The sequence below is a fragment of the Pantoea sp. X-Soil-TKNS-1211 genome, assembly GCF_059730495.1.
Map to the genome: position 1 here is coordinate 258,457 of NZ_AP035954.1, position 25,110 is coordinate 283,566.

General features: G+C 53.8%; 25 protein-coding genes and 2 pseudogenes. 17 read left to right on the top strand and 10 right to left on the bottom strand.

The features are described from left to right. Positions 1–75 precede the first annotated feature (75 nt). The gene (locus AC6I8W_RS21655; RefSeq protein ID WP_497838715.1) at positions 76–969 is read left to right on the top strand and encodes a helix-turn-helix domain-containing protein; all 894 of its coding nucleotides are present in this window, start codon (positions 76–78) and stop codon (positions 967–969) included. On the opposite strand, the gene cybB is transcribed toward AC6I8W_RS21655, so the two are convergent. Then, positions 961–1,500, bottom strand: coding sequence for a cytochrome b561 (cybB, locus tag AC6I8W_RS21660; protein ID WP_497838716.1), 540 nt, complete (start codon positions 1,498–1,500; stop codon positions 961–963). The genes AC6I8W_RS21655 and cybB overlap by 9 nt on opposite strands. Before the next feature lie 185 nt (positions 1,501–1,685). Between cybB and AC6I8W_RS21665 the strand changes: the two are divergent. Together AC6I8W_RS21665 and AC6I8W_RS21670 are read left to right on the top strand one after the other, a co-directional pair. Continuing rightward, positions 1,686–1,858, top strand: a pseudogene (locus tag AC6I8W_RS21665) (DUF1543 domain-containing protein); the annotation flags it as partial. A 105-nt stretch (positions 1,859–1,963) separates the two neighbouring features. After that, entirely contained in the window at positions 1,964–2,383 is a 420-nt protein-coding gene (locus AC6I8W_RS21670) for a nucleotide triphosphate diphosphatase NUDT15 (RefSeq protein WP_497838717.1), read from the top strand. Here AC6I8W_RS21670 and AC6I8W_RS21675 read toward each other — a convergent pair. Continuing rightward, entirely contained in the window at positions 2,360–2,821 is a 462-nt protein-coding gene (locus tag AC6I8W_RS21675; protein ID WP_497838718.1) for a GNAT family N-acetyltransferase, read from the bottom strand. The genes AC6I8W_RS21670 and AC6I8W_RS21675 overlap by 24 nt on opposite strands. Positions 2,822–2,859: 38 nt before the next feature. Beyond that, complete coding sequence (locus AC6I8W_RS21680; RefSeq protein WP_497838719.1) at positions 2,860–3,267, bottom strand: DUF2000 domain-containing protein; 408 nt, start codon at positions 3,265–3,267, stop codon at positions 2,860–2,862. Here AC6I8W_RS21680 and AC6I8W_RS21685 point away from each other — a divergent pair. From AC6I8W_RS21685 to AC6I8W_RS21695, 3 genes and pseudogenes are all read left to right on the top strand, one after another. Continuing rightward, positions 3,260–3,445, top strand: a pseudogene (locus AC6I8W_RS21685) (Lrp/AsnC ligand binding domain-containing protein); the annotation flags it as partial. The gene AC6I8W_RS21680 and the pseudogene AC6I8W_RS21685 overlap by 8 nt on opposite strands. Positions 3,446–3,527: 82 nt before the next feature. Further along, complete coding sequence (gene rluF, locus AC6I8W_RS21690; protein ID WP_497838720.1) at positions 3,528–4,400, top strand: 23S rRNA pseudouridine(2604) synthase RluF; 873 nt, start codon at positions 3,528–3,530, stop codon at positions 4,398–4,400. A 228-nt stretch (positions 4,401–4,628) separates the two neighbouring features. After that, positions 4,629–5,780, top strand: coding sequence for a glycosyltransferase (locus AC6I8W_RS21695; protein WP_497838721.1), 1,152 nt, complete (start codon positions 4,629–4,631; stop codon positions 5,778–5,780). Here the strand turns inward: AC6I8W_RS21695 and AC6I8W_RS21700 are convergent. Further along, positions 5,777–6,646: an aldo/keto reductase family oxidoreductase gene (locus tag AC6I8W_RS21700; RefSeq protein WP_497838722.1), complete on the bottom strand. Its 870-nt coding sequence runs from the start codon at positions 6,644–6,646 to the stop codon at positions 5,777–5,779. The genes AC6I8W_RS21695 and AC6I8W_RS21700 overlap by 4 nt on opposite strands. 97 nt (positions 6,647–6,743) lie before the next feature. Here AC6I8W_RS21700 and AC6I8W_RS21705 point away from each other — a divergent pair, with 97 nt between their 5' ends. Continuing rightward, complete coding sequence (locus AC6I8W_RS21705) at positions 6,744–7,652, top strand: LysR family transcriptional regulator (RefSeq protein WP_497838723.1); 909 nt, start codon at positions 6,744–6,746, stop codon at positions 7,650–7,652. Between the two features lie 97 nt (positions 7,653–7,749). After that, positions 7,750–8,934, top strand: a complete 1,185-nt coding sequence (locus AC6I8W_RS21710) for a pyridoxal phosphate-dependent aminotransferase (RefSeq protein WP_497838724.1) — start codon at positions 7,750–7,752, stop codon at positions 8,932–8,934. Positions 8,935–9,008: 74 nt separating this feature from the next. Here the strand turns inward: AC6I8W_RS21710 and AC6I8W_RS21715 are convergent, their stop codons facing one another. The 4 genes from AC6I8W_RS21715 to AC6I8W_RS21730 form a co-directional block, all read right to left on the bottom strand. Further along, positions 9,009–10,481: a pyridoxal phosphate-dependent decarboxylase family protein gene (locus tag AC6I8W_RS21715; protein WP_497838725.1), complete on the bottom strand. Its 1,473-nt coding sequence runs from the start codon at positions 10,479–10,481 to the stop codon at positions 9,009–9,011. A gap of 14 nt (positions 10,482–10,495) precedes the next feature. Beyond that, on the bottom strand, positions 10,496–11,881 hold the full coding sequence (locus tag AC6I8W_RS21720; RefSeq protein WP_497838726.1) for a diaminobutyrate--2-oxoglutarate transaminase: 1,386 nt from the start codon (positions 11,879–11,881) through the stop codon (positions 10,496–10,498). Positions 11,882–12,093: 212 nt separating this feature from the next. Next, positions 12,094–12,849, bottom strand: a complete 756-nt coding sequence (locus tag AC6I8W_RS21725; RefSeq protein WP_497838727.1) for a prepilin peptidase — start codon at positions 12,847–12,849, stop codon at positions 12,094–12,096. A gap of 158 nt (positions 12,850–13,007) precedes the next feature. Beyond that, positions 13,008–13,217, bottom strand: a complete 210-nt coding sequence (locus AC6I8W_RS21730; protein ID WP_497838728.1) for a hypothetical protein — start codon at positions 13,215–13,217, stop codon at positions 13,008–13,010. A 465-nt stretch (positions 13,218–13,682) separates the two neighbouring features. Here AC6I8W_RS21730 and arnB point away from each other — a divergent pair, with 465 nt between their 5' ends. The 7 genes from arnB to arnF are packed head-to-tail and all read left to right on the top strand — an operon-like array spanning position 13,683 to position 21,017. Further along, on the top strand, positions 13,683–14,819 hold the full coding sequence (gene arnB, locus AC6I8W_RS21735; RefSeq protein WP_497838729.1) for a UDP-4-amino-4-deoxy-L-arabinose aminotransferase: 1,137 nt from the start codon (positions 13,683–13,685) through the stop codon (positions 14,817–14,819). Between the two features lies 1 nt (position 14,820). Beyond that, positions 14,821–15,804 carry an undecaprenyl-phosphate 4-deoxy-4-formamido-L-arabinose transferase gene (gene arnC / locus AC6I8W_RS21740; RefSeq protein WP_497838730.1) on the top strand — a complete coding sequence of 328 codons (984 nt, stop codon included), beginning with the start codon at positions 14,821–14,823 and terminating at the stop codon, positions 15,802–15,804. Then, positions 15,801–17,777, top strand: a complete 1,977-nt coding sequence (arnA, locus tag AC6I8W_RS21745; RefSeq protein ID WP_497838731.1) for a bifunctional UDP-4-amino-4-deoxy-L-arabinose formyltransferase/UDP-glucuronic acid oxidase ArnA — start codon at positions 15,801–15,803, stop codon at positions 17,775–17,777. The genes arnC and arnA overlap by 4 nt, the downstream gene beginning before the upstream one ends. A 2-nt stretch (positions 17,778–17,779) precedes the next feature. Then, the gene (arnD, locus tag AC6I8W_RS21750) at positions 17,780–18,673 is read left to right on the top strand and encodes a 4-deoxy-4-formamido-L-arabinose-phosphoundecaprenol deformylase (protein ID WP_497838788.1); all 894 of its coding nucleotides are present in this window, start codon (positions 17,780–17,782) and stop codon (positions 18,671–18,673) included. Positions 18,674–18,679: 6 nt separating this feature from the next. Beyond that, positions 18,680–20,329, top strand: coding sequence for a lipid IV(A) 4-amino-4-deoxy-L-arabinosyltransferase (gene arnT / locus AC6I8W_RS21755; protein ID WP_497838732.1), 1,650 nt, complete (start codon positions 18,680–18,682; stop codon positions 20,327–20,329). Beyond that, positions 20,326–20,658 carry a 4-amino-4-deoxy-L-arabinose-phosphoundecaprenol flippase subunit ArnE gene (gene arnE / locus AC6I8W_RS21760; protein WP_497838733.1) on the top strand — a complete coding sequence of 111 codons (333 nt, stop codon included), beginning with the start codon at positions 20,326–20,328 and terminating at the stop codon, positions 20,656–20,658. Before arnT ends, arnE begins: the two co-directional genes overlap by 4 nt. Then, positions 20,655–21,017, top strand: a complete 363-nt coding sequence (gene arnF, locus AC6I8W_RS21765; protein WP_497838734.1) for a 4-amino-4-deoxy-L-arabinose-phosphoundecaprenol flippase subunit ArnF — start codon at positions 20,655–20,657, stop codon at positions 21,015–21,017. The genes arnE and arnF overlap by 4 nt, the downstream gene beginning before the upstream one ends. A gap of 3 nt (positions 21,018–21,020) precedes the next feature. Here arnF and AC6I8W_RS21770 read toward each other — a convergent pair whose 3' ends face one another. Next, a complete protein-coding gene (locus tag AC6I8W_RS21770; protein WP_497838735.1) occupies positions 21,021–21,644 on the bottom strand; it encodes a helix-turn-helix transcriptional regulator in 624 nt (207 codons plus the stop codon). 89 nt (positions 21,645–21,733) lie between these two features. Between AC6I8W_RS21770 and AC6I8W_RS21775 the strand changes: the two genes are divergently transcribed. Both AC6I8W_RS21775 and AC6I8W_RS21780 read left to right on the top strand, forming a co-directional pair. Next, the gene (locus AC6I8W_RS21775) at positions 21,734–22,702 is read left to right on the top strand and encodes a threo-3-hydroxy-L-aspartate ammonia-lyase (protein WP_497838736.1); all 969 of its coding nucleotides are present in this window, start codon (positions 21,734–21,736) and stop codon (positions 22,700–22,702) included. A 2-nt stretch (positions 22,703–22,704) separates the two neighbouring features. Further along, on the top strand, positions 22,705–23,862 hold the full coding sequence (locus AC6I8W_RS21780) for an alanine racemase (protein ID WP_497838737.1): 1,158 nt from the start codon (positions 22,705–22,707) through the stop codon (positions 23,860–23,862). Here the strand turns inward: AC6I8W_RS21780 and AC6I8W_RS21785 are convergent. Then, positions 23,849–25,021 carry an alpha-hydroxy acid oxidase gene (locus AC6I8W_RS21785; RefSeq protein WP_497838738.1) on the bottom strand — a complete coding sequence of 391 codons (1,173 nt, stop codon included), beginning with the start codon at positions 25,019–25,021 and terminating at the stop codon, positions 23,849–23,851. The two genes, AC6I8W_RS21780 and AC6I8W_RS21785, sit on opposite strands and share 14 nt — an antisense overlap. Positions 25,022–25,110: the final 89 nt, after the last annotated feature.

The following is a 25,110-nucleotide window of genomic DNA, read 5'->3' on the forward strand; positions in this document are numbered from 1 at the left end:
TAGCGTTTCCTCCGGCAGCCATTTATGCTCGTTGGTCTGCGAAACAGCGATTTAACTCTGCGCGAGGGCGACAGCATGCAAGACCAGCCAAACGGTGACGACACACCCTGGGTTGAACATCAACCTGGCGTTGGCGTTTTTCGTTCGCGTCAGTTCGCGCTGTCAGGCGGGATGCGCCTGGTGCAGTCCGACTATCAACCCCTCAACGCGCTGGCAGAAAGCTCGCGTCCCGATAGTGGCGTGCCGCAACTGGTGCTGACCTTCGGCTTACGTGGTTGTTCGCGTTTTCGTGCCGATAACGGTTGTGAAGTATTGTTTAATGCCGGTCATCTTACCGTGACCAGTTTTCAACACAGCAGCGGTGAACGCCTCTATCGTGCCGGTGAGCGGGTACAGCAGCTCCGTCTGGTGCTCAACGCCGATAGCGCACAACGTTATCTGGGAGAACAGGCGGCAGAGATCTTACTGCATCAGCCGCAACTTAAGCGCCACCTGTTCAGTCCCTTTGGCGGAGCGACTGCCGCCCAACTGAATGACGTGCCAACCGATCCATTGCTGCGCGAGATTCAGGCGTTAAACCTGCTGGCACTGCATCGTCATCAACTGCAACCGCAGGCGGCTCCGCTAAAGAAAATTCATCCGCAGGATATCGAGCGGTTGGAACAGGCGCAAAACTGGATGCTGGCGCATCTGGCAGAATCCTTTACCCTGGCGACGCTGGCACTGGCCGTAGGACTCAGTGATTACCAGCTGAAAAAAGGTTTCCAGCAACATTTTGGTTGCACACCGGGTGACAAGTTACTGGCTCTGCGCATGCAGAAAGCGCATCAGTTGCTGGAAGAGGGATATCAGGTCGCCCAGGCGGCATGGCAGGTGGGGTATCAGCATCCACGCAATTTCAGCGTGGCATTTCAGCGCTACTTTGGTCGCCCGGCCAGTCAGGTTGCCGGGCGCGGCACATCAGCGTGAACGACGCGCGGGCATCATGCGCAACAGGGTGTTGTCCTTCATCAAATAGTGATGGAACAGCGCGGCAGCCGCGTGTAAGGCCACCAGCCAGTAACCGTAAGGGGCGAGGGTTTCATGCCAGCCGCTGAGGGTATCTGAGAAATCCGGATCGGGGGCGCTGCTGACCGGCATCGGGATGCCGAACAGCCACCAGGTACGGCCAAGATAGAAACGAGAAAGAAGTCCGAGAATCGGCAGCACGATAAAAAACAGATACAGCGCCAGATGCATCAGATGCGCCAGCCCGGTTTGCCAGTGCGGCGGTTTGGGGACGATGGCCGGGCTGCGATGACGGAAACGCAGCAACACGCGGGACAACATCAACACCAGCACGCAACTGCCGACACTGAAATGACCGATAATCATGGCAAACCCCTGCCAGGAACCGCGCGTCGCCAGCCCGCGAAATTCCATGGTGCAATACGCGGTGACCACCAGCAAAAAAGTCAGCCAGTGAAGAAAAACCTGCGATGGGGCGAATTTGTTCTGCATATCCATTCCGTGAAAAAGTCAGGCGAACAAATAAGATAGCGGAAAAAGTTGTGAATTAATTCATATTTTGACACATGAGTTTACGTATCGGGTTCACAGGTGATGAGCAACTGACTCAGCAGCGCATTCTGACATCGCCTGAACGGGTGGTTATCGCATATCACTATCAACCGAGCCAGCCACTGCTGGCGCAGCTGCTGAAGGGGGCGGATCATCAGCACAAGGACAATCTGAAAGATGTGGATGATTGCCTGTTGCTGGATAAGATAGGTAACCTGTATGTGCATCTGACCCCGGATGAAAACGGCCAGCCATTCCGGCCGGAGTGGCAGGGTATCAACCGATCGGCGTTGCATAAACGTATTTTCTGTAGCGGCGCGATTTATCGCGCGGTTTTCACTGACCAAGACATTGCGCGATAAATCGCGCCGCTACGCCAGCTTTAAACACAAAGGTAATGTGTATGACTCCCAAAATTGGTGTCGGTGTGCTGATTTTCCGTCACGGCAAATTATTGCTGGGGCGGCGCAAAGGTAGCCATGGTGCGGGCGATTGGGCGGCACCTGGCGGCCACCTGGAGTTTGGTGAAACGCCGGAGGCGTGCGCACGACGGGAGACAGAGGAAGAAACCGGTTTACAGTTGAAAACGCTGCAAAACGGCGCTTTTGTCAGCGATGTGTTCCCGGACGTACAGAAGCACTACATCACGCTGTTTATGGTGGCGCACAGTGCGCAGGGGGAGCCGCAGTGTCTCGAACCCGAGAAATGCGAGGGCTGGCAATGGTTCTCGCCAGAAGCGTTGCCGCAACCGTTATTCGCCCCGCTACGTACGCTGATTGAGCGCGATGGCCTGGCGGCGTTACAGCCGGAGCATCATGACTGAAACCCGGTCGCCATCCACCAGGCGCAGCTCTACTTCCTGCCAGCCAAAGCGCTGGTAAAGCGCCTGCTGGTCCGGGGTATACAGCCAGAGCGCGGCGATATGGCGTGCACGGGCTTCGGCAATCATACGGGTGATCAGGGCACTGCCGACCCCTTTACCACGATGTTCCTTTGCTGTGATCACCTCGCCAAGCCAGAATTCACGTCCGACAACATCGGCTAACTCATAATGGATCAGACTTGCCGACCCCATCAAAACGCCACCCTCAGCGGTTGCCACCAACGTCAGGGTATTGACCAAGGGCTGATTGCGCGCCAGCAAACGCGCCGCGATTTTTTCTGGGTTGCTCCAGCCAGAATAGGCCGACCATTCGCGAAATAACATCTGGCTTAATGGCCTGATAAGGGCGGGCTGCTGCGCCAGTGAGCTGATATGCATTATGTGTCCTTGAAAGCAAATTCCCATAGACTGTGATTTTAACGATAAAGCTTCAGATTTCCCGTCAGTCGGGTAATTTTTTTCTTTGGCCCGATCAAACCGATTGCCACCAACTCGATATGATCGCTGTGGGCGCTGGCGATGCGATCGCCATACTCATCATAGGTTTTGCAGGACTGCGCCAGGGCGCTAAACGGCATGGTGAAAATCTCCTCATCACTGGCACAGTTTTGCTGCAATTCGCGTAAATAATTCCCCTGCGCCAGCAACACCGGTAAAGGGGCATAAATCACCCCCGGATAGAGACCACCGTCCTGGCTGTGCATATCCGGTCCCACCAGATTATCAATCAACTTGCCAAAACTGATACCAATTACGCTGGCGGCGTTCATCGCCAGCCCGGCGGGCAATTGCTGGTCAATCACCAGGGTGCAACGGTATAGCATTGGCGGCGATGCCGATTTTTTATTGCAGGTGGTGGCGGCAGATATGGACCGCTATGCCGATTTTGCTATGTCAGTCATTCGTCGCTTGCCGGGTATCAAAGAGATGCAAAGTATGTTTGTGCTGAAAGAAATCAAAGCCCAATCCGCCTGGTCGATTCAGACCACAGATCCCAGTTAGCTTTTGTGTTACAACTTTTGCGCAAAGCACTCACAGAATGCCCAAGGTTGATGTATAGTCCGCTTCTTTTTTCGGAGGAACCATGCTGACCAACTCATCCACCCGCCTTAATAAATACATCAGCGAAAGCGGAATTTGCTCACGGCGTGATGCCGATCGTTACATCGAACAGGGCAATGTTTTTATCAATGGTAAACGCGCCAGCGTCGGTGCTCAGGTGTTTGCCGGTGATGAAGTTAAAGTGAATGGTCAGCTGATTGAACCGCGTGACGAAGAAGATCTGGTACTGATTGCGTTGAATAAGCCGGTGGGCATCATTACCACCATGGAAGAAGGCGAGCGCGATAACATCAGTGATTACGTGAATCACAGCAAGCGCGTGTTTCCCATTGGGCGACTGGATAAAGACTCACAGGGGCTGATTTTCCTCACCAACCATGGCGATCTGGTGAATAAAATTCTGCGCGCCGGGAATAATCACGAGAAAGAGTATGTCGTGACGGTTGATAAGCCGATTACCGATGAGTTTATTACCGGCATGGGAGCAGGCGTGCCGATGCTCGGCACCGTGACCAAAAAATGCAAAGTGAAGAAAGAATCGACCTTTGTGTTTCGCATCACGCTGGTGCAGGGGCTTAACCGCCAGATCCGTCGTATGACCAAACATTTTGGTTATGAAGTGACGAAGTTGGAACGTACGCGCATCATGAACGTCAATCTGAAAGGATTACCGTTAGGTGAATGGCGCGATTTAACCGACGATGAATTAATTGAACTGTTTAAGCTGATTGAAAACTCCTCTTCTGAAGACAAATCGACCCAAAAAGCACAGACGAAAAAGACCACGGTAAAAAAGCCGGTTGCCAGCGGTGCGAAAAATAGTGAAAAACCGAGTGCCAATACGGCTTCGCGTAAGCGCTTTACACAACCCGGACGAAAAAAGAAAGGGCGCTAAGCCAGCCAGGAATACCCGGTGACGGGTATTCCTGATGATGACTGGCACGACCAACGATAAAATATATTTATACGGTTTAATAATGTCAGTTTATTAATACTTCTTAAACAACCTGCTATTACTAATCCTATTTTCAATCAAACAACTGTACTCACGAAGAATTTATTTTATAACTGTCTTACTGATAATTTTAATTCCACCGAACTCGTTTCGTGTTTAGGAGGATTGATGAATATTGTAGTCAGTAGCGACGGCTACCCTGAGAAAAGGAACATAATGGTTGATCCTGAAAACAATTATGTGAACTTAAAGAAGAAAAACATCTATTTATATATCAATACTCTTCGGCAAAAGATTTTCAAAAAGAACAAAATATTCGTCTTTCAACCTTTCCCCGGCATGATTGCGGATAATGGGGATATTATTCATCTGTTTAATGAAGTTGCCCGAACCTCGTCCCGCTGGGTATCGACGTTTGAAACCGAAATTCCGCGTGTCCTGCCGGTTGCAGGGGTCGCCAAAATACAAAACCCGGAACTCCACGCCTTGTTACGCCTGGCAGCGCGCAAGGAGTGTGTGCGTTTGATCGCCATCTCTGAAGCCACCCGCAATATTCAACTCAAGCTACTGGCGGCCTTCCCGACGGTGAAAGATAGCATTGCCGCTAAGTTGTGCGTGATGCATCCCCCTCAACCGTTACTGACCGATAAGGCGCGTAAAGCTGATGGCGCGATGATCACATTTAGCTTTATTGGTCATGAGTTTTATCGCAAAGGTGGAGCGGAAGTGGTGATGGCATTTGCCGAGTTAGCCGATGAAGGGCTGATCAATACGCAAAAAATAACAGTGAATCTGATTGGTGACTTAGAACGACGTTATAATATCGCTCACCACCAGTATCAGGATAAAGACGCTTTTCATCTGCAAATCGAAAATCTGATCAATAAATGGTCCTTTTTCCACCATGTGCCTTCTTTAGCGAATTCATCGGTTATTGAACTATTAAAACAGACCGATGTTGGTCTGCTGCCCACCTGGCAGGATACCTACGGGTTTTCTGTGCTGGAAATGCAGGCGTGTGGCTGTCCGGTAATCACCACCAATGTCAGAGCATTGCCGGAAATTAACCCCCCGTTCGCCGGTTGGCTTATTGATCATAAACTCAATGATATGTATGAATTTACGGTTGATTCAGAACAAACGAAACAAAAAATCCGTAATACCATAATCAGCCAATTAAAAGGTTATATCGCCGATGTGCTGCATGATCCGGGCAGCATTAACCGGCGTTCGGCGCAGGCGTTAATGAGGATCCGCCGTGAGCATGATCCTCGTAGCTTCCAGCAAAGATTAAAAGATATATATTTATCAGACGGTTAGCCAGAAACTGTGCCCAATTTATCCAGCTTAGCGACAATTTCTTCGGACAAATTCAGCGCCGCACTGGCCAGGTTCTGTTGAAGATGTTCTGGCGAAGAGGTGCCCGGAATCAACAAGAGATTGGGCGAGCGTTGTAGCAACCACGCGAGCGCAACTTGCAGCGGCGTGGCATCCAGATCTTGTGCCACCGCCGTCAGCTGATCCGACTGCAACGGGGAAAAACCGCCGAGCGGGAAGAAGGGAACATAGGGGATTCCCTGTAGCGCCAGTTGGTCTATCAGGGCATCATCCTGGCGATGGGCCAGATTGTAGAGGTTCTGCACACAGGCAATGGGTGTCATCGCCTGTGCATCGGCCACCTGTTGCGGCGTGACGTTGCTCAAACCGATATGACGGATCAGGCCGCGTTCTTTCAGTTTAATCAATGCTGCCAGCTGTGTTTCCAGCGATCCTTCCGCCGGGCCATAAACATCAAACATGGCGCGCAAATTCACCACATCAATCACATCAAGACCCAGATTGCGCAGGTTATCTTCCACCGCTTGCGTCAGTTCTGCGGGGGTAAAAGCGGGTAGCCAGCCCCCTTGCTCGTCACGGCGCGCGCCAACTTTGGTCACAATCACCAGATCCTGCGGGTACGGATGGAGCGCTTTTTTAATCAGCTGATTGGTGACATGGGGACCATAGAAGTCACTGGTATCAATATGATTGACGCCTGCGGCGATAGCATCGCGCAGAACCTGTACAGCGCGCGCTTCATCTTTCGGCGGGCCAAATACGCCCGGCCCGGCGAGTTGCATCGCACCATAACCCAGTCGGTTAACACGGTGATCGCCAAGGGAATACGTCATTGCAGGATGAGACATGGGAACCTCCTTTAATAAGTTGTTCATTGATTGTAATGGCGCATCGGCTGTGCAACTATCCGGTGAAATCAGGACACAGTGTACGGGGTGACGCACAATGTCGTTAGATATCGCTTTGCTGCAGGCGGTGGTGGCGGTCGCGAAAGCCGGTGGCTTTCGCGAGGCGGCACGCATGATCGGCAGCAATCCTTCTCGCCTCAGTGATGCCGTACGCCGCGCTGAACAACAACTGGGGGTGCGGTTGTTTAACCGCACCACGCGCACCGTGGTGCTGACCGAGGCGGGCAGGGCATTAATGACTCGCCTGCTGCCAGCCATGAATGAAGTGGATGCCGCCCTGGATGCGCTCAATCGTTTTCGCGATACACCGGGTGGTACCTTGCGCCTGAATGTGCCCGTCAGCGCCGCGCGCCTGGTGCTGCCCGCGATCGTGCCTGGTTTTCTCGCGCGCTACCCGGAAATTCAGTTGGAGGTGGTGGCCGAAAGCAACGTTCAGGACATCTTTCGTGACGGGTGCGATGCGGGCATCCGCTATGACGACCATCTGGAACAGGACATGGTGGCGCTGCCGATTGGCCCACGTATCCAGCGCTTTGCAGCGGCGGCGGCCCCAGGTTATCTGGTGCAATATGGTACACCACAACATCCACGCGAACTGATGCAGCATCGCTGCCTGCTGGGGCGCTACGCCACGGGAGTGATGGCCGAATGGGAATTTGCCCGTGCGGGCGAAACCGTGCGGCTTCAGCCCAAAGGCCCGTTAACCTGTAGTATCGGTGCGGCGATGGATTTAACGGTGGAAGCGGCGATTGCCGGGACCGGAATTGTTTATCTGTTTGAGGATTGGCTCAGACCCGCACTGATTGGCGGGCGGTTACAGCCAATCCTCACGGAGTGGTGGCTGAGTTTTTCCGGTTTGTGGCTGTACTACAACGACCGCCGTTTAATTCCAGCACCACTCCAGGCCTTTATCGATTATGTCCGCGAGCTGAATACAGCCAGATGAAATTGCTATTCCTGAAGTTTTCTCCGGCGTGATATACCAGGCGGGTGCTATGTATTGAAATAACAGTTAAACAGGGATTATCGTTGGAGGTTTTTTCATGCAGTCTTCTTTTCCCCTCATCTCACGTGCCAGTATCAGCCAAATTTCACCCTCGCTTATCCGCGAAATAGCCAATGAAGGAATGGATCGTCCCGATATGCTCGCCTTCTGGTTTGGCGAATCGGACAAACCGACACCACAGTTTATTACCGACGCTGCCATCACCTCGCTGCAACAGGGGGAAACACGTTATATCCAGAACCTTGGCCGACCTTATTTACGTCAGGCGCTATCGGATTACCTCAGCCAGTTACATGGACGCCCCATTAGCAGCGAGCAACTGGCGATCACCAGCGCGGGTATCAATGGATTGATGCTGGTGGCGCAAACGGTGTTGTCTCCGGGAGATAACGTGGTGGCGATCACCCCGGTGTGGCCAAATGTGGTGGAGATCCCACAGATCCTTGGCGCAACGGTGGATCGTGTAGCGCTAACGGTTAAAGAGGGGGCCTGGGCGCTCGATATGGACCAACTGCTGAGCGCGCTGCGACCGGATGTGCGCATGTTGATCATCAACTCCCCCGGCAACCCAACCGGGTGGACGATCACCGAGGAAGAAGTACAAACCATCCTCGCGCACTGCCGCAAACATGGCATCTGGATCCTCAGTGATGACGCTTACCAACGGTTGATCTATGCCAGCGATCAACACTATGCGCCGTCGTTTCTGGATTATGCCTCACCGGATGATCGGCTAATTTCGGTTAATACCTTCTCCAAAGCCTGGCTAATGACCGGATTCCGCGTCGGCTGGGTGGTCGCGCCGCCATCGATTATCGATGCGTTGGGCAAATTAATTGAGTTCAATACCAGTTGTTTGTTTGAACCCTGTCAACGCGCGGCGCAGGCGGCGTTGCTGGGCGGTGAAAGCGGCATCATCAGTCTACGTGCTGAGCTGGCGCACAGTTATCAATTCCTGGTCAATGGCCTGCGGGAACTGCCGGGTGTGACCGTGCCGGAGAGCGGTGGGGGGATGTATGCGTTCTTCCGCATCGCAGGTTTTGACGATACCACCACATTGGCAAAACGGCTGGTGCGGGAAAGTTCCCTCGGTCTGGCACCAGGGGCGGCGTTTGGCCCGGAAGGCAATGGCTGGCTACGCTGGTGCCATGCGGTGTCGTCAACCGATAAGTTGCAGCAGGGGCTGGCGCGGTTGAGTGAGTTTTTAGCGCGTAATCGTTAAATCGCGTTGCTACGCAACCATAAAAAAAGCCGAACACCGTTGCCAGTGTTCGGCTTTTTCGCTTCACGCCAACATTACGCGCTCAGCAGTTGATCCGCAGTTTTTTCCACCAGCGCCAGCAGGACTTTAACATCCTCCAGCGTCACGGTTGGGTTCAGCAGTGTCAGCTTCAGGCAGGTGATGCCATCCGCTTCGGTGACACCCACGTTAGCGCGACCTGATTCCAGCAACGCATCACCGATACGTTGGTTAAACAGCGCGACGGCGGCATCGCCGCTGGCGGCCAGCTGTTCAGGACGGAAACGGAACAGGACGCTTGCCAGCTGCGGCTGCATCACCAGCTCAAAACGCGGCAGGTCGGTAACGTATTGCGCAACGATCTGCGCCAGCGTTACGCCGTGATCGATAATCGCGGCATACTGTTTCTGGCCGAGCGCTTCCAGGCCCATCCACAACTTCAGCGCATCGAAACGACGCGTAGTTTGCAGAGATTTGGAGACCAGGTTCGGCACGCCTTGCTCTTCGTCGAACTCAGAGTTCAGATAGGCCGCCTGATAACGCATCAATTCATAATGACGCTCATCTTTCAGCAGGAATGCACCGCAGCTGATGGTCTGGAAGAACTGTTTGTGGAAGTCCAGCGTGACGGAATCCACCAGCTCAAGGCCATCAAGGTAATCGCGATACTTTTCTGACAGCAGCAGTGCGCCACCCCAGGCTGCATCAACGTGAACCCAGATATTGCGCTCAGCGGCAATTCCGGCGATTTCACGCAGCGGGTCGATAGCGCCCGCATCGGTAGTCCCTGCGGTAGCGACGATCGCCAGAATCTGCTCGCCATTGGCTTCAGCCTGTGCCAGCTTGGCTTTCAGGTCGTTAACATCCATGCGTGCAAAGCGGTCTGACTTCACCTGCACCACGGATTGATAACCGTGGCCCAGCAGCGCCATGTTCTTCTGTACCGAGAAGTGGGCGTTTTCCGAGCACAACACTTTAATCTTACGCAGATCGCCAGTGATGCCATCCTGTTGAACTGAGTGGCCCTGACGCGCATAGAACGCATCACGTGCCAGCATCAGGCCCATCAGGTTGCTCTGGGTGCCGCCACTGGTGAACACGCCAGCGTCACCTGCCGGATAACCAACCTGTGCGCGCAACCATTCAACCAGTTTGATCTCGATAACGGTTGCTGACGGGCTTTGGTCCCAGGAATCCATACTCTGGTTAGTGGCGTTGATCAGCACTTCCGCTGCCTGGCTTACCACCAGGCTAGGGCAATGCAGATGCGCCACGCACTGCGGGTGATGTACCGACAGGCTGTCTTTCAGAAAGTATTCAATCGCGCGTTCAATCGCGGCCTGGTTGCCCAGGCCGTGCGGATTGAAGTCGAGCGTAATACGCTCACGCAGTTCGGCAACGGTTTTGCCCTGGTACATTTCAGGCTGCTTGAGCCACTGCACCACGGCGGCGCTGCTCTGCGCAATCGCCTGCTGGTACGCTTCAATGCTTTGCGCAGAAGCGGCCAGAATCGGGTTTACTTCAGTCATCTAACTCTTCCGAATCAAACTGGTTTGATGCCAGCGCCCAGCAGCGCCTGCTCAAATTTATCAAGGAAAATCTTCAGCTCATCGTTGCTGATCAGCAGCGATGGCAGCAGACGCAGCACTGCGCCATGACGACCACCACGTTCCAGAATCAGGCCCGCTTCGAAGCATTTTTTCTGCAACAGGGCAGAGAGTTCGCCGTCAGCCGGGTACGCACCCATATGATCAGCCGCTTCGTTCGGTTTGACGATCTCGATACCGATCATCATACCCATGCCGCGAATGTGACCGATGACCGGGTAGCGCTTCTGCATGTCTGCGAGCTGCGCTTTCAGCCATTCGCCCTGTTCGGCAACTTTGCCCGCGATATCCTGTTCTTTCAGGATTTTCAGCGTGGTCAGGCCGGTAGCCATTGCCAGTTGGTTGCCACGGAAGGTGCCGGTGTGGTGGCCAGGTGACCAGGCATCGAACTGCTTTTTGATACCCAGGACAGCCAACGGCAGACCGCCGCCCACAGCTTTTGACATCACGATGATATCTGGCTCAATGCCAGCGTGTTCAAAGGCGAAGAATTTACCGGTACGGGCAAAACCAGCCTGAACTTCGTCGAGGATCAGCAGGATGCCATGTTCCTGAGTGACTTTACGGATGCGTTGCAACCATTCGACCGGAGCCGGGTTCACGCCGCCTTCACCTTGCACAGCTTCGAGGATCACCGCAGCCGGTTTACGCACGCCACTTTCAACGTCGTTAATCAGGTTTTCGAAGTAGTAAGTAAGGGCTTTCACGCCCGCGTCACCACCGAGGCCTAACGGGCAGCGGTACAGGTGTGGGTAGGGCATGAACTGCACTTCCGGCATCATGCCGTCAACCGCTTCTTTCGGAGACAGGTTGCCGGTGACAGACAGCGCACCGTGGGTCATACCGTGATAACCGCCTGAGAAGCTGATAACGCCGCTACGGCCAGTCACTTTCTTCGCCAGCTTCAGCGCTGCTTCAACAGCATCGGCACCGGACGGGCCGGTGAATTGCAGGCAGTACTCTTTACCCTGACCCGGCAGCAAGGACAGCAGGGCTTCAGAGAATTGATCTTTTAATGGAGTCGTCAGATCCAGGGTATGTAACGGCAAGCCGCTGGTAATGACATTTTGGATGCTCTGCAGAACTTCCGGGTGGTTATGACCCAGAGCTAAAGTTCCTGCGCCAGCCAGGCAGTCAAGATATTGTTTATTCTCAACATCGGTAATCCACACGCCATGTGCTTTGGCAATTGCTAAAGGCAATTTGCGCGGGTAACTCCTGACATTCGATTCGAACTCAGCCTGACGGGCTAAGAACGCGTCGTTGTTTCCGTGGAATGAATTGGCACCAAAATTATCAATACGGACTTTATCCGTCATCATATCTCTCCTACAACCGGCGGCAGTAAAAGCGCACCGGTTGGTTAATTGAATAAAAAACTATCAACTGTGAAAAAAACGCGGCCAATATAGAGCCTTTTACCCTGGGGGGCAATGATTAATTTTGTTTAGAATTGTTTATTACTTCTATATACGAATCAGGGCTTTGCTGAAGAACTGTCCGACTATTTTAATGCGGCCATATGACGTGTTTATTAAATAATCGAGTGAATAAAAAGACTTATGCCAGCGAGCGATAACCACGGGCCAAATGCCATGCCCTGCATAATGCTTCGCTGCCACAAGATTCTGGAAATTAAGGCAAATAAAATGCCACCACTACTGGCGATGATAAGCACGATCGGTAAAGTCTCCCAGCCTGTCCATGCCGCTATCGCCGCCAGCAATTTCGCATCACCCAGACCCAAAGCGTGCTGATGACGTAGCCAGTGATAACCGCAGGCCAGTAAAGCCAGCGAGACATATCCAATCACCACGCCCAGCACGGCATCCATCAGCAAACCAGGGAGGATCGTGAAGCAGTGCAACAATAAGCCACACCACAATAAAGGCAGCGTAACGGCGTCAGGTAATAAATAGTGCCGAATATCAATGAGGGACAAAGCCAGCAACGATCCACAGAAAAATATTGTCGCCAGCAATAAAGGGACACCTGGTAAAAATTTACTCAGAACCAGGCTGGTGACAGCCATAAGCAATTCAATCAATGGGTAAATTATGCTAATCGGTTGATGGCAATTGCGGCATTTACCTCGCAAAAGTAGCCAACTTAACAATGGAATATTGTCATGCCATAAAAGATATTTTTGACATCGCGGGCAATGCGAAGGGGGAAGCAGCAGTGTCAATCCTGTGTCAGGACGCAATAATCGTAAAGGTAGCCGATAGACCACAACATTAATAAAGCTGCCGACGCTCAGCCCCAGCAGCAACCAATAACACCCTTCCATGTGTTTCTCCTCGCCATATCCCCGGTCACTTTATGCCCGAAAATAGAAAGAAAGCGAGGGCGCATTAGCAATTACAACAGGTTGCAGCGTTTTTTCAGATCGGCATCTAAAAATAAGCGAATTTTCTGCGTTTCTGGTGTTTGTTGTGCGCAATTCAATTACTGCTGACGTTTAAACATTTGAATCGCTTCCTGCACATTGCTGGTTTCCAGTTGCATTACCCGCGCGTTATCCAGGAATACATCATAATGACCGGCATTATAGCGAAACACATAAAGCGCACCGCGAAAACGTAACCCCTTGGTTTTAATGCCAATATGATGGCGACGCAGCGCAGCTTGCGAGAGACGGTCGGTTTCAGTTTTCACAGCTTACCTCCGTGCATGCAATAAAATAAAAACTAAGTAGATCAGCATAATGCCGCTTCCTTAGTTTTCCCTTAAGAAGAGTATAGTTAATCCGTTAATTTCTTGTTTTGTCGGGGATTAAAGATTGTGAATCCCACCGCACAGGGGCACTCCCGCGTCAACCAGCATATCAACCGCGATGTTCTACCAATCCTCAACGTCAGACAGAAAACGATTCATTTATTCGCACCATTTAATGTTCCGTTAAGTTTTCCGTCGTATTTTGTTGTCATGCGAAATAACTCAGTGTGTCTAATGTTTTCAAAGTGTGAGGGGAATTTAATTAGTTAATCATGCTTCACTAGATGTTAATTCGACCAATTAAAAGATTGTTAGCCCGAAAAGTGCGCGGAAAGCACGGGATAATTCTGGTGTCAAATCCGCTACCTTTAAGCAAAAGGCATTATTCATTAAGGAATCTAATTTATGGCTTTTCTCCCGTTCTCACGCCCGTCACTGGGCGAAGACGAATTAGCCGCAGTTAAAGCGGTATTTGAATCGGGCTGGATTACCACAGGTCCGCAAAATGCCGCACTGGAGCAAGCCTTTTGCCAGTTAACCGGCAATCAACATGCGGTTGCTGTCTGTTCCGCTACCGCCGGTATGCATGTGACGTTGATGGCGCTGGGAATTAAACCGGGTGATGAGGTGATCACGCCATCGCAAACCTGGGTCTCAACCATCAACATCATTACCTTGATGGGCGCCACACCGGTGATGATTGATATCGATCGCGATACGTTGATGGTGACCCCGGAGCAGATTGAAGCTGCGATTACCTCACGTACCCGCGCTATCATCCCGGTACATTACGCTGGTGCCCCGGCTGATATTGATGCGATTCGCACCGTGGGAGAAAAACACGGTATTACGATCATTGACGATGCCGCCCACGCGCTGGGTACGTTGTATAAAGGGGAGCAGGTTGGACATCGTGGTACGGCAATCTTTTCCCTGCACGCGATTAAAAATATCACCTGTGCCGAAGGCGGTGTGGTGGTGACGGACGATGCCGCGCTTGTCGATCGCATTCGCAGCATGAAGTTTCATGGGTTAGGCGTAGATGCCTATGATCGCCACACCCATGGCCGTCGTCCACAGGCCGAGGTCATCACCCCTGGTTTTAAATACAACTTACCGGATATCAGCGCGGCGATTGCTTTGGTGCAGCTGAAAAAGCTGGATGCTATCAATGCGCGCCGCCGTGAAATTGCCCAGCGCTACCTGTCCGAACTGGCGGATACGCCTTTCCTGCCGTTGTCGCTGCCAGGCTGGACGCACCAGCATGCCTGGCATTTGTTCATTATTCGTGTCGATGAAGCCCGCTGCGGCATCAGCCGTGATGGACTGATGGAAGCGTTAAAAGCGCAGGACATTGGCACTGGCCTGCATTTCCGTGCCGCGCACACCCATAAATATTATCGCGAGCAATATCCGCATCTTTCTTTACCGAATACCGAATGGAACAGCGACCGTATCTGCTCCATTCCGCTGTTCCCTGATATGACCGATGACGACGTCACACGTGTCGTCACAGCGCTGCACGCGCTGGCCGGAGGCTGAAATGCTGGAAGAAAAACCGATTGGTAAAGTGTCCGTGGTCATCCCGGTCTACAACGAAGAAGAGAGTCTGCCCGAACTGATACGTCGTACGCATGCCGCTTGCGACCTTATCAACCTGGATTACGAAATTTTGCTGGTTGATGACGGCAGCAGTGACCGTTCCGGCGAGATGATCGCCGATGCCGCCGACATGCCCGGCAGCCATGTGGTTGGCGTATTGCTTAATCGTAATTACGGCCAGCACTCGGCGATTATGGCGGGTTTCAGCCATGTTAGCGGTGATCTCATCATTACCCTGGATGCCGATTTACAAAATCCACCGGAAGAGATCCCCAATCTGGTGGCAGCGGCACAGCAGGGTTATGACGTGGTCGGTACGGTGCGTCAGAATCGCCAGGACAGCTGGTTTCGCCGTCGCGCTTCACGGCTAATTAATAAGTTAATTCAACGCGTTACCGGTAAAGCGATGGGCGATTACGGTTGTATGCTGCGTGCCTACCGCCGCCATATTGTCGACGCCATGCTGAATTGCCATGAACGCAGCACCTTTATCCCGATCCTCGCCAATACCTTTGCGCGCCGTACTATCGAGTTACCGGTGAAACACGCCGAGCGCGAATTTGGTGATTCGAAATATAGCTTTATGCGCCTGATCAACCTGATGTACGACCTGGTGACTTGCCTGACCACCACGCCGCTACGTCTGCTGAGCGTGGTCGGGAGCGTGATTGCGCTGGCGGGTTTTGCCTTCTCACTGATTTTGATTGTGCTGCGTTTATTTCTCGGCGCGGCCTGGGCCGGGGATGGTGTGTTTATGCTATTCGCCGTGCTGTTTATGTTTATCGGCGCGCAGTTCGTCGGTATGGGGCTACTGGGTGAGTACATCGGTCGTATTTACAACGATGTGCGCGCCCGCCCACGCTACTTTATTCAACGTGTTATCTCTCCGCATAAAAATGCATCTGTACAGGAAATTGAGCAATGAAAACCATCGTCTTCGCCTATCATGACATGGGTTGTGCGGGCATTAATGCGCTGCTGCAGGCTGGCTTTGAAATTAGCGCTATCTTCACCCATCCCGATAGCACTGGTGAAAATCACTTTTTTGGCTCTGTGGCGCGTATTGCCGCTGAGCAAGGTATCCCGGTTTATGCCCCGGATGATGTGAATCATCCGCTGTGGGTCGATCGTATCAAAGCGATGTCACCGGATATTATTTTCTCCTTCTATTATCGCAATCTGCTGAATGAGGCGATCCTCAACAGCGCTCGTCTTGGTGCTTACAACCTGCACGGCTCGCTGCTGCCGAAATACCGTGGCCGCGCGCCGTTGAACTGGGTACTGGTTAACGGTGAAACCGAAACCGGCGTGACGCTGCACCGCATGGTCAAACGCGCGGATGCGGGGGATATCGTGGCGCAAACCCGTGTGGCGATTGGGGAGCAGGACAATGTGCTGACGCTGCATCGCAAACTGGTGCAGAGTGCCACCCAACTTCTGGAAGACATTTTACCGGCGATGAGGCGCGGTGAGATTCAGGCGGTGCCGCAGAATGAGAAAGAGGCTACGGTGGTCGGCCGTCGTACACCGGAAGATGGCCGCATTGACTGGTCACGCACGGCGACCGAGATCAACAACCTGGTACGTGCGGTCACCGACCCCTGGCCGGGCGCTTTCGCCTATGCCGGAACGGTGAAGTTCGTGGTGTGGAAAGGGCGCGTACACGCCGCCGCACACGGTGCGAAACCCGGTACGGTGTTGTCGGTCGAGCCTTTCCTGATCGCCTGCGGCGAAGGTGCCCTGGAAGTGGTCACCGGTCAAAGCGATAACGGCGTTTACATGAACGGTAACCAGTTAGCGCTAAGCCTCGGCATGGTGCCGAGTGCGTTGCTGTATTCACAACCGGTTGCTGCTGTGAAACGTCGTACCCGCGTTCTGATCCTCGGGGTGAATGGCTTTATTGGTAATCATCTGACCGAACGTCTGTTGCAGGACGACAATTTCGAAGTTTACGGCCTGGATATCAGTTCCGATGCCATCAGCCGTTTTCTTGGCCATCCCGGTTTTCATTTTGTCGAAGGTGATATCAGCATTCACTCAGAATGGATTGAGTATCACATCAAGAAATGTGACGTGGTGCTGCCACTGGTGGCGATTGCCACGCCAATTGAGTACACCCGCAATCCACTGCGTGTGTTCGAACTGGATTTTGAGGAGAACCTCAAAATTATCCGCGATTGCGTCAAATACCAAAAACGCATCATTTTTCCATCGACTTCAGAAGTTTATGGCATGTGTACCGATCGCCACTTCGATGAAGATAACTCGAACCTGGTGGTTGGGCCGATTAACAAACAGCGTTGGATCTATTCCGTCTCCAAGCAACTGTTGGACCGGGTGATCTGGGCTTACGGTGAGAAAGAAGGGCTGCGCTTTACCCTGTTCCGTCCGTTTAACTGGATGGGGCCGCGTCTGGATAACCTCAACGCTGCGCGCATCGGCAGTTCACGTGCCATCACCCAATTGATTCTCAATCTGGTTGAAGGTTCGCCGATCAAGTTGATTGACGGTGGGGCGCAGAAACGCTGCTTTACCGATATCCGTGATGGTGTTGAAGCCTTGTTCCGCATTATCGAAAACAAGCAGAACAATTGTGATGGTCAGATTATCAACATCGGTAACCCGGAAAATGAAGCCAGCATCAAGGAACTGGCGGAGCAGCTGTTGGCAAGCTTCGAGCGCCATCCGTTGCGTGATCAGTTCCCTCCGTTCGCCGGTTTCCGCGAAGTGGAGAGCAGCAGCTATTACGGCAAAGGCTATCAGGATGTTGAGCACCGTAAACCGTCGATCAAAAACGCCCGCCGTCTGCTGGGTTGGACGCCAGAAGTACAGATGGATACCACCATCGACAACACCCTGGATTTCTTCCTGCGCACCGTTGAGTTGCAGGCTGAGTAATGATGAAAAAAGTCGGTTTGCGCGTTGATGTCGATACCTGGCGCGGGACGCAACAAGGTGTACCCGCGCTGCTGGAGCTGTTAAGCCTGCATCAGGTGCAGGCCAGTTTCTTTTTCAGCGTCGGGCCGGACAACATGGGGCGTCACTTGTGGCGTCTGCTGAAGCCGCGTTTTCTCTGGAAAATTCTGCGCTCACGTGCCGCATCCTTATATGGCTGGGATATCCTGCTGGCGGGCACCGCCTGGCCGGGTAAGGAGATTGGTCGGGGGCTGGCGGAGATTATCAGCGCCACCGCCGATCATCACGAAGTGGGCCTGCACGCCTGGGACCATTTTGCCTGGCAAACTTGGGCGGGCGTCTGGCCGGAGCAGCGCCTGGTCGAGGAAATTGCGCGTGGTAAGCAGGCGCTGGAGGCGATCATTGGTGACGCTGTCACCTGTTCGGCAGTTGCCGGCTGGCGTGCCGACAGTCGCGTTGTCGAGGCCAAACAACCGTTTGGTTTTCGTTACAACAGCGATTGCCGGGGGACCGGTCCTTTTCTTCCGCGTCTGAGTGACGGCAGCCTGGGAACGGTGCAGATTCCGGTGACCCTGCCCACCTGGGACGAGGTGGTTGGTCCCAGCGTCAGCGCCAACGAGTTTAACGACTTTTTGCTTGATCAATTGAGTCAGACCAATGAGATGGCGGTTTATACCATCCATGCTGAGGTGGAAGGGATCGTCGGACATCAGGCTTTTGCTCAACTGCTCAGTCGGGCGGAGAAACAGGGCATTCAATTTTGTCCGTTGAGTGAATTATTGCCTGAAGACCTCACTACATTGCCCATCGGTAACATCGTACGCGGACAAATTTCCGGACGTGAAGGCTGGCTCGGCTGCCAACAACAATACAGGTAATCACGGATGCGAACTGGTACTAAAACAGCCCTGTTGCTGTTTGTCTTTGCGCTTTACTACCTTATCCCTATCGAATTCCGCGCCTTATGGCAACCTGATGAAACCCGCTATGCGGAGATCAGCCGCGAAATGCTTGCCAACGGCAACTGGGTGACGCCGCATTTCTTTGGTCTGCGGTATTTTGAAAAACCGATCGCCGGTTACTGGATAAATGACCTCGGGCAGCTGTTATTTGGTCACACCAATTTTGGTGTGCGTGCGGGTTCTATTTTCAGCACCATCCTCAGCGCGCTGCTGGTGTACTGGATGGGTATCCGACTGTTCGCTAACCGTACGGTCGCGCTGAACGCCAGTATCATCTTCCTCACCTCGCTGCTGGTTTACGCGGTGGGCACCTACGCGGTGCTGGATCCGATACTGACGCTATGGATGGTGGCAGCCATGGCGAGTTACTGTCTGGCGGCACAAGCCAGCACCACAGGCCAGCGCTTGCTCGGCTATGTTTTACTTGGCATAGCCTGTGCAATGGGCTTTATGACCAAAGGGTTCCTCGCATTAGCGGTGCCGGTACTGGCGATACTTCCCTGGGCGGTGGCGCAGCGGCGCTTTGGGGAATTGCTGCGGTTTGGCCCCTTAACCATCCTGGTTGCGGCTGTGGTGAGTGCTCCCTGGTCGTTGGCGATTTATCACCAGCAAGGGGACTTCTGGCACTATTTCTTCTGGGTTGAACATATTCAGCGTTTCGCCGAAAAGGACGCGCAGCACAAAGCCCCCTTCTGGTATTACTTGCCGATTCTGCTGGCGGGATCCTTGCCGTGGCTGGGATTGCTACCGGGTTCGCTGTTACAGGGGTGGCGTCAGCGTGGTCAACAACCGGGTTTAAGCTATTTACTCAGTTGGACGCTGCTGCCGCTGCTGTTTTTCAGCATCGCCAAAGGCAAGCTGCCGACCTATATCCTGCCGTGCTTTGCACCACTGGCGCTGTTGATGGCGCACTATGCCCAGAGCATGACGCCGAAGGTGGTCAAAGCCATGACGGCCAATGCGTGGATCAATATGTTTTTTGGTGGTGTTGCCGCCGTGACGCTGGCGGTGGTGCTGGCCCCGTGGGGACTGGCGCATCGTCCACCGTTCGGCGTGACGGAACATTATAAGTTGATGCTGGGGATGTTAGCCTTTGGTGGCTGGACGCTGTTTGGTGCCCTGAGCAAGAAAAACTGGCAACTGGCTGCCTGCTGTCCGTTGATACTGGCGTTGGTGATCGGTTTTGCCATACCCGATCGGGTGCGTGACAGTAAGCAACCACAACGCTTTGTCATGGCAGTCTCCGGGCAGTTAGCTGACAGTCGCTATATTCTGGCGAACGATCCGGGGATTGCGTCAGCCGTTGCGTGGGAAATGCAGCGTGATGATATTCTTTTCTATGAGCGTAAAGGTGAAGTGAGCTACGGCCTTAGCTATCCTGATGCACAAGATCGTTATATTCGCGCTGACGATTTTCCAGCCTGGCTGGCGCAACATCGCAAACAGGGAAAAGTATCACTGACCATGATCATGTCTTCTGCCAGTGCCAATCCGGATGCACGTCTGCCGAAACCTGACTTTGTCTATCGTCAGGGGCGGCTGGTTTACTACGGCTACGACCCGTTGCCATGAATCTTCTGCTGATTCTGCTGGTTAGCCTGCTGAGCTGTGCTGCGCAACTGTGTCAGAAACAAGCGGCCTATATCGGCAGGCGCGAAGGAAAAGCGCGCCTGCTGATGTGGATCGGCCTTAGCATCCTGCTGCTGGGCCTGGCGATGCTGCTGTGGCTGGTGGTGCTACGGCTGGTGCCGGTTAGCGTGGCCTATCCCATGCTGAGTCTCAATTTTGTGCTGGTGGCGCTGGCCGCCCGACTGATCTGGCGTGAAAGTTTTAGCCTGCGGCAGATTATCGGTACGCTGTTAATCGTTGCAGGCGTTGCCCTGATGGGAAGCCACTTATGAAAGGCTATGGACTGGCGTTATGTAGCGTGCTGTTGGTTTCGCTGGCGCAGCTGTTGCTGCGTGCTGCGATGCAACACCTTCCCGCATTCGGTAGTGAAATGTGGCAGCATCCACTGCCACTCATATTTCTGTTTATCGGTCTGAGCGCCTATGCGTTGTCGATGCTGTGCTGGATGCTGGCACTGCGCCATCTGGCGCTGAGTCGGCTCTACCCACTACTCAGCATCAGTTATGTGTTGGTGTGGATTGCCGCCATCTCATTGCCGATGTTTGACGAACCCTTCCGCTGGAGCAGCCTTGCCGGAGTGGGGTTGATTGTCGCAGGCTTACTTTGCGTGTCGCTACCGGGCAGAAAATAGGCGTTACTCTTTAGCGTAGAGATAAACCGAAGCACGCGAAACGCCCAGTTGCTGGGCAATTACCTCCATCGAACGTTTCACGTCAAGCAAACCGCTGGTGCGCAGTTCCTGCATCAGTGCTTTGCGATCGGCGGCTTTCAATGCGCGTGGCGTGGTTGCCAGACGCGCCGCGAACTGTTCAATCCGCTGACGCAAAGCTTCCGCACCCGCAGGTTCCAGCTGCTCCGTAATATCCGGCGTGGCAATCTGGGTAAATTGCGCCAGCGCGCTTTGCATACCACGAAACAGCGTCATATCCACATTCAGACACAGCGCTGCCACATAGTTTCCCTCAGCATCTTTGAGGCCAATCGAGGTACTCTTCACCGGACGCCCATCGGCCAGCTGATTAGCATAATTGGTCAGCAGAGAAGGGAACTCTGGCGAGGCAATACGCGCCAGCCCCAGTTCCGTCGCTGGCTGGCCCACTTCCCGACCCGATAGATTGTTATGAATAGAAAGAATGGCATGTTCTGGATTTTGTAAGTCATGCACCACCACCTCACAGAACGGCGCGAAGGTGGTGCTGAGTCCTTCAGCGATGGTGGTCAGCTGCGCCAGCAGCAGGGCATTTTGCTGATCGGGCATGGTGGCTCTCTCAAAATGGCTAGATTATTTATCTAATTTTATATATTTTGTCATTTCAATGCAAAGCCCTTCACCTAAAGGTTAACCGCATGACTGAGTTTACTTTGCCGACGTATGACGATGTGGCGGCAGCCACGCAACGCATCCAACCGTATATCAACCCGACCCCGGTCATGACCTCGCGCAGCCTGAACGAGGCATTAGACGCCGAGGTTTTCTTCCAGTGTGAAAACTTTCAGCGCATGGGCGCGTTTAAATTTCGCGGCGCGCTCAACGCGTTATTACAGTTCACTCCCGAGCAGTGCAAGGCGGGGGTGGTGGCCTTTTCCTCGGGCAACCATGCGCAGGGTGTCGCACTGGCGGCGAAATTACTCAACATTCCGGCCACCATTGTGATGCCACTGGATGCGCCTGCGGCCAAGTTGGCGGCCACCCGGGGTTATGGTGCGCAGGTGGTGACCTATGATCGCTACACCGAAGATCGTGAACAAATTGGCCGTGATCTGGCGGAAAAGCACGGTCTGACGTTAATTCCTCCCTACGATCACCCGCATGTGATCGCCGGACAGGGCACCGCGACCCAGGCGCTGCTGGCGCAAACCGGACCGCTTGATGTATTGCTGACGCCGCTCGGCGGAGGTGGATTGCTGGCGGGCAGCGCGTTGGCAGCACGACAGCTCAGTCCGGGCATCACCATTTACGGTGTGGAACCGGCAGCCGGTAATGACGGTCAGCAGTCGTTACGGGCGGGAAAAATTATCCGTATCGAGACGCCCAAGACCATCGCCGATGGTGCGCAGACCCAATATCTTGGTCGCTACACCTTCCCACTGATTCAAAATCTGGTCGACGATATTCTCACCGCCAGCGATGAACAGCTGATCGCCGAAATGCGTTTCTTTGCCGAGCGCATGAAAATGGTGGTGGAACCGACCGGCTGCCTGGGGCTGGCCGCAGTGCGGGCCGATAAAGCGCGTTTCCGTGGTAAGCGCATCGGCATAGTGATCAGCGGTGGCAACGTCGATATCAGTCATTTCGGCAGCTTACTGGCTAACTAATTATGCAGGAGACGTGTGTGAAATCGCTTCCCGAATGGCTCCAGCAACCTGAAACGCCGTTTTTGTTGATCGATGAAGCGCGCTATCAGCGCAATATCGATCGTTTGTACCAGCGCGTGTCGCAGCTGGGTAGCGTGGTGCGCCCGCATTTGAAAACCCTGCGTTCGGTGGAGGCCGCCGCGTATGTGCTGCCGCAGGCGGATCATCCGGCCACCGTGTCTACCCTGGCAGAAGCAGAAGGCTTTGCCGCTGCCGGTTATCGAAATTTGTTGTATGCGGTAGGGATTGCGCCGCATAAATTGCCGCGCGTGGCTCACCTGATGCAACAGGGTGTCCAGCTGCATATCCTGCTGGATACGCCGGAACAGGCACAGGCGGTCATCGAGTTTGCCCGCCAGCACCAACTGACCTTTTCGGTGTTTATCGAAATCGACTGTGACGGTCATCGCGGCGGTATTCCGCCGGATAGCGAGACGCTGTTGCAACTGGCGCAGCAACTGGAAGGCCATGGCGCGACGGTCACCGGACTGCTGGCGCATGCCGGTGAATCCTATAATTGTCGTAGCGCAGAGGCGATTCGGGCCGCAGCCCGCGCCGAGTGCGACGCGATTCGTCTGGCTGCGCAGCGGGTGCGTGCGGCGGGGATTGCCTGTCCGATTCTCAGCGTTGGCGCGACACCGACCGCACATTACGCCGAGGAACTGGAGGGCATCAGCGAGGTACGTGCCGGGGTGTTCACCATGTTTGATCTGGTCATGCATAACGTGGGCGTGTGTCAGCAGCAGGATATTGCTCTGTCGGTGGTAACTACCGTCATCGGTTACAACGTCACAAAGAACTGGGTGTTTGTTGATGCAGGCTGGATGGCGATGTCACGCGACCGCGGTACGGCAGCGGGGCCGATCGACTATGGTTATGGGCTGGTTTGCGATATGCAGGGTGCGCCACTGGATGTTTGCCTCAGCATCACCAATCAGGAACATGGCATCATCAGCCTGCCGGAGGGCGGTGTACTGACGCCAGCGGATTTTCCGCTGGGTTCGCGCCTGCGCATCCTGCCCAATCATGCCTGCGCCACTGCCGCGATGCATCAGCATTATCAGGTGCTACAGGCCAACAGCGACCAACCACGTGTCTGGTCGCGCATTATGGGTTGGTAAAAGTGACGGTGTCACGCAAGTGGCGGCGATCCAACCCCGCCAACGTGGCAACGCCCAGCATCCCTAAATCGCGGCTGACTTCGCTGGTGATTAGGTCAATCGCCAGATGCACGCCGTGTTCGCCACCAACGGCGCAGGCGTAGTTAAAAGGCCGGCCAACAAAACAGGTCTGGGCACCGAGTGCTAACGCTTTGATGGCATCGGTGCCGCGACGGATGCCGCTATCCAGCATCACCGTCATCTCGCCTGCTGCGGCAACAATTTCCGGCAGCACATGGATCGGCGCGATGCTGGTATCCAACTGACGCCCGCCGTGGTTCGACACCACAATGCCGTCGATGCCGATTTCTTTACAGCGTTGTGCATCGCGCTGACTGAGGATGCCTTTAATCACCATCGCACCGGACCAGCGATGGCGGATATGCTGAATATGTTCCCAGGTAAGATGGCTGCGCCCGCTGAAATCTCTGACCGCATGTTTGGAAAACAACGGCGCACCGCGCACCGCCTGGTTGTTTTCAAACCATGGCATGCCACGTTTTAGCAGGGTTTTGATTAAAGTGCCGGTCAACCAGCGTGGATGGGTGAGGCCTTCATATGCCAGTCGCAGGCTCGGTCGGAACGGGGTGGCAAACCCGGCGCGCACATTGTTCTCGCGATTGGCTTTCACGGGAGTATCCACCGTTACCACCAGCACCGGAATACGCGCCCTGGCCACGCGATCGATCAGCAGATCAATCTCTTCATAGGTTTTCGGCAGGTACGCCTGAAACCACATCGCCGGATTGGCCTCGGCGACCTCTTCCAGCCGCATCAGCGAGGAACCGCTCATAACAAACGGGACATTTTTTGCCGCAGCGGCTTTCGCCAGAGTCAGGTCGCCTTCAAAACCGGTAATGGCACTGATGCCCATCGGCGCAATTCCCAGCGGGGCGGCATAGCGATGCCCGAACAGCGTAACCTCGGTATTACGCTGCGATACATCCACCATATTTTCCGGTATCAGGCTGTAGCGCGCGTATGAAGAGAGGTTGTTATCACGGGCGAGATTGTCCTCGACACCGCCGGAGACATAGGCGAACAACGGGCGTGGCAGATGTTTCTGGGCGTACTTCTCGAAGTCATTTAACGACAGGCAGCGATTGGCGAGTTTGCGCATTTCTTCAGGGGTTATGTCAGGAAGGCAAGAAAAATCAATGCTATGTGCATCACTGGTCGATCACAAATGACAAAAGCAGCAATGCTATG

Coding starts and splice junctions, on each gene's coding strand:
- AC6I8W_RS21655 (WP_497838715.1), top strand. CDS start 76: ATGCAAGACCAGCCAAACGGTGACGACACACCCTGGGTTGAACATCAA.
- cybB (WP_497838716.1), bottom strand. CDS start 1,500: ATGCAGAACAAATTCGCCCCATCGCAGGTTTTTCTTCACTGGCTGACT.
- AC6I8W_RS21670 (WP_497838717.1), top strand. CDS start 1,964: ATGACTCCCAAAATTGGTGTCGGTGTGCTGATTTTCCGTCACGGCAAA.
- AC6I8W_RS21675 (WP_497838718.1), bottom strand. CDS start 2,821: ATGCATATCAGCTCACTGGCGCAGCAGCCCGCCCTTATCAGGCCATTA.
- AC6I8W_RS21680 (WP_497838719.1), bottom strand. CDS start 3,267: ATGCTATACCGTTGCACCCTGGTGATTGACCAGCAATTGCCCGCCGGG.
- rluF (WP_497838720.1), top strand. CDS start 3,528: ATGCTGACCAACTCATCCACCCGCCTTAATAAATACATCAGCGAAAGC.
- AC6I8W_RS21695 (WP_497838721.1), top strand. CDS start 4,629: ATGAATATTGTAGTCAGTAGCGACGGCTACCCTGAGAAAAGGAACATA.
- AC6I8W_RS21700 (WP_497838722.1), bottom strand. CDS start 6,646: ATGTCTCATCCTGCAATGACGTATTCCCTTGGCGATCACCGTGTTAAC.
- AC6I8W_RS21705 (WP_497838723.1), top strand. CDS start 6,744: ATGTCGTTAGATATCGCTTTGCTGCAGGCGGTGGTGGCGGTCGCGAAA.
- AC6I8W_RS21710 (WP_497838724.1), top strand. CDS start 7,750: ATGCAGTCTTCTTTTCCCCTCATCTCACGTGCCAGTATCAGCCAAATT.
- AC6I8W_RS21715 (WP_497838725.1), bottom strand. CDS start 10,481: ATGACTGAAGTAAACCCGATTCTGGCCGCTTCTGCGCAAAGCATTGAA.
- AC6I8W_RS21720 (WP_497838726.1), bottom strand. CDS start 11,881: ATGATGACGGATAAAGTCCGTATTGATAATTTTGGTGCCAATTCATTC.
- AC6I8W_RS21725 (WP_497838727.1), bottom strand. CDS start 12,849: ATGGAAGGGTGTTATTGGTTGCTGCTGGGGCTGAGCGTCGGCAGCTTT.
- arnB (WP_497838729.1), top strand. CDS start 13,683: ATGGCTTTTCTCCCGTTCTCACGCCCGTCACTGGGCGAAGACGAATTA.
- arnC (WP_497838730.1), top strand. CDS start 14,821: ATGCTGGAAGAAAAACCGATTGGTAAAGTGTCCGTGGTCATCCCGGTC.
- arnA (WP_497838731.1), top strand. CDS start 15,801: ATGAAAACCATCGTCTTCGCCTATCATGACATGGGTTGTGCGGGCATT.
- arnD (WP_497838788.1), top strand. CDS start 17,780: ATGAAAAAAGTCGGTTTGCGCGTTGATGTCGATACCTGGCGCGGGACG.
- arnT (WP_497838732.1), top strand. CDS start 18,680: ATGCGAACTGGTACTAAAACAGCCCTGTTGCTGTTTGTCTTTGCGCTT.
- arnE (WP_497838733.1), top strand. CDS start 20,326: ATGAATCTTCTGCTGATTCTGCTGGTTAGCCTGCTGAGCTGTGCTGCG.
- arnF (WP_497838734.1), top strand. CDS start 20,655: ATGAAAGGCTATGGACTGGCGTTATGTAGCGTGCTGTTGGTTTCGCTG.
- AC6I8W_RS21770 (WP_497838735.1), bottom strand. CDS start 21,644: ATGCCCGATCAGCAAAATGCCCTGCTGCTGGCGCAGCTGACCACCATC.
- AC6I8W_RS21775 (WP_497838736.1), top strand. CDS start 21,734: ATGACTGAGTTTACTTTGCCGACGTATGACGATGTGGCGGCAGCCACG.
- AC6I8W_RS21780 (WP_497838737.1), top strand. CDS start 22,705: ATGCAGGAGACGTGTGTGAAATCGCTTCCCGAATGGCTCCAGCAACCT.
- AC6I8W_RS21785 (WP_497838738.1), bottom strand. CDS start 25,021: ATGCGCAAACTCGCCAATCGCTGCCTGTCGTTAAATGACTTCGAGAAG.